The 5623-nt window shown below is 39.2% G+C and carries 5 protein-coding genes; all 5 read right to left on the bottom strand.

Annotation, left to right across the window (positions count from 1 at the left end; genetic code table 11):
• The coding region (gene xerS, locus SMIDD26_RS06070; RefSeq protein WP_061439502.1) for a tyrosine recombinase XerS at positions 1–917 on the bottom strand (917 nt) is incomplete at its 3' end.
• A gap of 553 nt (positions 918–1470) precedes the next feature.
• Positions 1471–3021, bottom strand: coding sequence for a ClC family H(+)/Cl(-) exchange transporter (locus SMIDD26_RS06060; protein WP_061439500.1), 1551 nt, complete (start codon positions 3019–3021; stop codon positions 1471–1473).
• An 11-nt stretch (positions 3022–3032) separates the two neighbouring features.
• Positions 3033–3815, bottom strand: coding sequence for a ribonuclease HII (locus SMIDD26_RS06055; RefSeq protein WP_061439497.1), 783 nt, complete (start codon positions 3813–3815; stop codon positions 3033–3035).
• Positions 3802–4653: a ribosome biogenesis GTPase YlqF gene (ylqF, locus tag SMIDD26_RS06050; protein ID WP_061439495.1), complete on the bottom strand. Its 852-nt coding sequence runs from the start codon at positions 4651–4653 to the stop codon at positions 3802–3804. The genes SMIDD26_RS06055 and ylqF overlap by 14 nt, the downstream gene beginning before the upstream one ends.
• Positions 4654–4900: 247 nt before the next feature.
• Positions 4901–5623 (bottom strand): LPXTG cell wall anchor domain-containing protein (locus SMIDD26_RS12265; RefSeq protein ID WP_167747482.1); only part of this gene is annotated, 723 nt, incomplete at its 5' end.

Genomic DNA, 5623 nt, shown 5'->3' with positions numbered 1-5623 from the left:
TGGGGGGTTACACGGACTTTGAAGTCCTCAGAGTACTTAGCAACCATTTTTTCAACGCTAGAAGCATCGATACGATTTGGGACACCTCGATAGAGAGTTAGAAAGAGTGCAATGTCCGTCTTTTCAGCCTTATAGCGTTGATTTCGAATGGCCAGATAATTCTCTAAATAAGGTTTTGCAAAGGCAGCGACATTGACCGAGTCACGTTTGCCACCTTTTCGAGTGACATCGATAACCATCATCTTGAGATTGAGATCTCTTAGATCCAGATTAACAGCTTCAGATAAGCGGACGCCAGATGCCAAGAGAAGGGCAATGATGGCCAAATCACGTTCTTTATTTTTGTTGAATGATGAAAGAGCTCGATTTGAAAGTTGTTGTGGATACTCTTGGTCAATATAAGTTAGAAAACCTTCTGTTTCATCACCTAAAAAGAGTTTTTGCTTGATGTTTTCAGCTCTGGCAGCAAGCGTTTCTTTCTTTTTCTTGGTTGAAACTTTTTTCATTACATTACGATAGAAATAAGGTTCCCCCTGATCGTTTTCAACCTCCTCGGTCAGATACTTGTAAAGACTAGAAAGTGCTGATAAGGTTCGATTGATAGTTGTCTGTGAAACACCTTGTTTGGTTGTATTAGCATTCAGCAAGGGACGTTCACGTAGATAAAGGATAAAGGATTCCATGTCTTTCTTAGACATATTTTCCAAAACTGATAAAGGAATATCGGACATTTTATCAGTGTTTGAAATACCAGACTCCAAAACCCAGCTGAAAAATCGGTCATATTCCTTGAGGTATTCGTACAAGGTTGTAAAGCTATAGGGAATAGCAAGCTTAGATTGGTAGTATTCCAGTACATACCAGGGCATGATTTGTTTTAGTTTATCGATTCGTTCCAGTAAAATCTCACGTTTCATGTATTTTCTCCATAAATAAGTCTACAAGTAGTATATCATAGACTTATTTATTTTTCAAGAAAATTATAGTTTTTCGGAAAAATGTTGTAGGGATGTTTAAAAAAGACTTAGACCTGAGTAAAACAGATCTAAATCTTTGCAGTTTCTATTGTGAATCATTAGCTAGTGCTTTTTCTAGTTTCCAAATACTAAACCAGAATGAAATAGTCAACAGAATAAGGAAAATAATAAAAATCTCACCTACTAAACTTCTGTTCATACTACATAACTGAAGAGCTATATAAGGAGCTATGAGATACAAAATGCATTGTATAATTGCTATCGTTTTCTTTTTCATGATTTTAATCTTACTGTACAGATTTGATACAGTAAACTCCTTTCTAGCTTTATGCTTTATCATTTCTAACTTAATTATAGTCTTATTTTCAACAAAGTTCGATTACTTGATGTTAAACATCTTGTTAGTAAAGAATAACCGATCTCATTTCTGAGAATCGGTTTTCTAAATAAATTAAGTCAGCTATTTACATAACATAAATTATGTAAATAAACCCTACAACAACAAATCTTTGACTTTTCCAATTTCACTTTTTGGAATCACTAGGTGAATCATATCACCCAGATACATTCTGGTTGAGCCGTTAACTGTTTGGCTCTTTCCATTATGCACTTGGGTAGTGATGAGGACGTTGTGTGGTAAGTTGAGTTCGTGTACTTGTTTTCCAGCAATCTTATCAGAAACTGGTATTTCGATAAGGGTAACTTCTCCTTCGCTGGATACTTCTTCTGGAAGCATTTTTTCCAGCATGGCTTCATAGACTGGTGCACCCTTGAGCAAATCCATGATAATATAAGAGACAAGAGTGACAAGACCAAGTGGCATGAGGTTGCGAATATCTCCTACCATCTCAGTTACGAGGATCATGGCGGTTAAGGGAGCCTTGGATATTGCTCCAAAATAACCACTCATTCCTAGAATGACAAATATAGGGAATTGCTCTTGACTGACAAGTCCAAGATTGACACAGATAACACCAACTAGGGCGCCAAGTAAGGAACCGAGAGCCAAAATAGGTAGGAAAATTCCTCCTGGAAGACCACTTCCATAACTAATCATGCTCCAGATAAAGCGAATTAAAAAGTAAGCTAATAGAACTTGAAAACTAAAATCTTGCTCAGTTAAGGAAAGAACCAGCTGATTTCCACCACCAAGGATGTGGGGTAAAAAAATTCCGACTGAGATGATGAGAATGAAGGCCAGAATTGGATAATAAGCTCTATCCAAATGGATTTTTTGACCAATCAAGTCATAAACTCTGCCAACATTAAGTACAGCTTTTTCATAGAGAAAACCAGAAAATCCTAGAAAAATTCCCATGACGAGATAAATCCAATACTGGTCTAGGGTCATGAGTGGGATATTGTCTGGCATATCCAGTACGGGTGTTAGGCCAAATATGAGTAGAGACACAAAATTTGCTACGATGCTGGCTGCTAGAGTTGAGACCCAGAAAAAGCGTGAAAAGTGATGATAGACTTCTTCTACCACAAAGAGAAGTCCAGCAATCGGTGCATTAAAGGCAGCGGCTAAACCTGCTGCAGCTCCACTGGCAATCAAGGAACGTTCCTCTACTGGACTGGATTTGAGCCACTTGGCAATTCCTTTACCACCAACTGCTCCCAGTTGGATACTTGGCCCTTCACGCCCCAGCATGAGTCCGCTGGCAATAGCTAGAATTCCTAGAATATATTTTTTCCAGAGAACGCCCCACCAGTTGAGGGTCATGAGACCTTTTAGTTCGGCTTCGACTTGAGGGATTCCAGAACCCTTGATATCTTTTTCTGAGCGTGTCAGTTTGGCACTGAGCCAGCAGATGAATAAATAAAACAAAACCAGTACAAAAAGATTGCGTACTAGGTGCGCTTGATCTTGATAAAGTCCTTGTATCAGGTGGAAGCCTTTTTCGATTGAAAACCGAAAGGATCCGACGATGAGCCCGACAACGAGTCCCACAATGATTCCTCGTCCAACTTGGGATAATATAGTACTTGAGGCAAAGGCGAATTCTTTCTTAGAACGGACTATTTCCGACTGTTCCTCCATGGTATCTCCTTTCAATTAACTTTCTTTTTACCTAAAACCAGTGATTTAACGGGTTCAAAGCTGGTTCGGTGAATTGGGGTAACTCCTAGTTTTTCGAGTCCTTCTAGGTGTTTAGCAGTTCCATAACCTGCATTAGTAGCAAAATCATAGCCAGGAAACTGCTGATCATATTCCTTCATCAATTCATCACGTGTCACCTTGGCTACTATAGAAGCTGCTGCGATAGAGAGGGAATTGGCATCTCCTTTGATGATGGAAGTTTGCGAAATGGGTAAGCCCAGTTTCATGGCATCTATCAGGAGGTGCTCAGGTTGAGGACTGAGCTGGGAGATTGCTTCTTGCATGGCTAGTTTGGTTGCTTCATAGATATTGACTTGGTCGATGACCTGATTATCCATGATACCAATTCCAATCGACAAGGCTTGTTCTTGAACGGCTTGAAAAATCTCCAGATGTTTCTTTTTAGGGATTTTCTTGCTGTCGTTGAGGCCTTTAATCTTACAATTTTGAGGTAAAATGACGGCTGCAGCGACTACAGGACCAGCCAGGGGACCACGACCTACTTCATCAACACCTGCTATCAAGGTCAATCCTTGCTTGTAAAGTTCTTTTTCGTAGGAAAGCATGGATTCCAAACGAAGATCCTCATCCAATTCTGCCTGAATGGCTTTTTTACGCTTGCTGATTTCCTTTTGAACTCCAGAGCGATTATCCTTTTTAAGCTCTAAAAAAATAGGGCTTTCTAACTCCTTGACCGTAGCAAGGAGTTCTTTGATTTCTTTAATCGTCGCCATCTAGGTCTTCCAATGTATCTAAGGTATAGTTACCAAGTTTGCCATCGCGGACTTCCTTCACGAAGAGACTGTAAAAGCGGTCATAGTCATCACGGAAACCGAGGGCACGGGTCATGTCCATAATAATAACAGGTGCTTCTTCTTCAATTTTCATTTGTTTGAAGCGTTTAGCTAGCTTTTCTGGATAATGTTTTTTGAAATAATTAAGACCAAAAATTGTCACCTCATCCATAGGGAGCAACTGATCTTTAATAGCTCCAGTCAAGGCTAGTTTAAGTGCAACAGTTTCATCTTCAAACTTAGGCCATAGAATCCCTGGTGTATCCAAGATTTCCAGGTCTTTATTGGTTTTAAGCCATTGTTGTCCCTTGGTCACACCTGGTTTGTTACCGACAACGGCAATCTTCTTACCAGCCAAACGGTTCATGAGAGTTGATTTACCAGCGTTTGGAATTCCAATAATCATGGTACGCAAGGTTTCAATCTGAATCCCACGTTCTTTCTGGCGAGCAATCTTATCAGCCATGAGCTTCTTGGCCGCATCTGTTACAACTTTTACAGTCACTTGCTCTTTGGAGTTAATAGCCAGAGTCTGGATTCCTTGTGATTCAAAATACTGACGCCATTCTTTGGTCATTGCTGGGTCAGCCAAGTCCGCCTTGTTTAAAATCAAAAGTTTTGGTTTGTCACCAACAATCTTGGTCAACATAGGATTTTGACTAGATAAAGGTAAGCGTGCATCCACCAAAATCGTCACAAAATCAACAAATTTTAAATTTTCCTGCACCTGTCGACGAGCCTTAGACATGTGACCAGGAAACCATTGAATAGTAGCCATAAAAATTTTCCTTTAAATGTTAATTTAATATAAATCGAGTTCTTCTTACCTACTATTTTATCATAAATCAAGGTTTTTTGCATGGACTTATAGTTTGGCTAAAATTTTGTAACATAAAAATAGTTATGTTACAAACGTTCTTTTGATTTTTCTATTCTCAAAACTTGCTAGCTAATAAAAGAAAGCCAGTAGCATTAAAAAAAAGAGAGAACGGAATTGTTCTCTCTCATGATTTGCTCACAAGAATCTAGTTTTCATCTTCTTTCTTTTTGAAGAAGCCTAGTCCTAAACCAGCTAGCAAGGTCATGATACCAGCGCTCGCAAGGCTAGCATTGGTTTCTGTACCTGTGTTTGGTAATCCTGCTTTATCAGATTTGTTTGTAGATGTTCCGTTTTCTACTGGCTTTTCTGATGTAGCTACTGCTTCACCTTTTTGTTCTGAGACTTTAGCTGGTGCTGGGCTTGGAGTTTGAGATTTCTTTGTTCTAAACACATGAACTGTCAAATTATCCCCTTCGCGGTGGCTTTCAACAAATTCATAGCCTTCAACTTCACCTGCTTCTTGCTTCTCAACTGATGGTGTTTTCAAGTCTTTTCCATTTTCATCGCGCCATACTGTACGAATCACTGGATTTTCAGTCTCACTTGGTTTTTCCGGAATTAAGTTTACTGGTGGTAAGTTTCCGCTATTTATCTCAAATGTATGAGTTAAAATACCGTCTTCTAGGCGACTAGATAACCATTTATATCCCTCAAACTCTCCTGCTGGTTCTTTTCCACTTACTTCATCTCTTAGTGTTTTTAGTGTGATATTATCTATTTGAGCAACCCATCGTGTTACTAGACCTACCGGATTAGCTTCTGCAATAGAGAGAACTGCATATACAAATGAAGTATAATCACTATTTCCATTTCTAGATTGAGCTTGAACTTTTTGCTTATTGACTACAGCTTCTCGTGGGATGGTTAC

This window comes from Streptococcus mitis (assembly GCF_001579035.1).
GTDB classification, from domain to species: Bacteria; Bacillota; Bacilli; order Lactobacillales; family Streptococcaceae; genus Streptococcus; species Streptococcus mitis_J.
The sequence above is the reverse complement of the archived record's forward strand: the minus strand, read 5'-3'. Positions and strand labels throughout refer to the sequence as shown.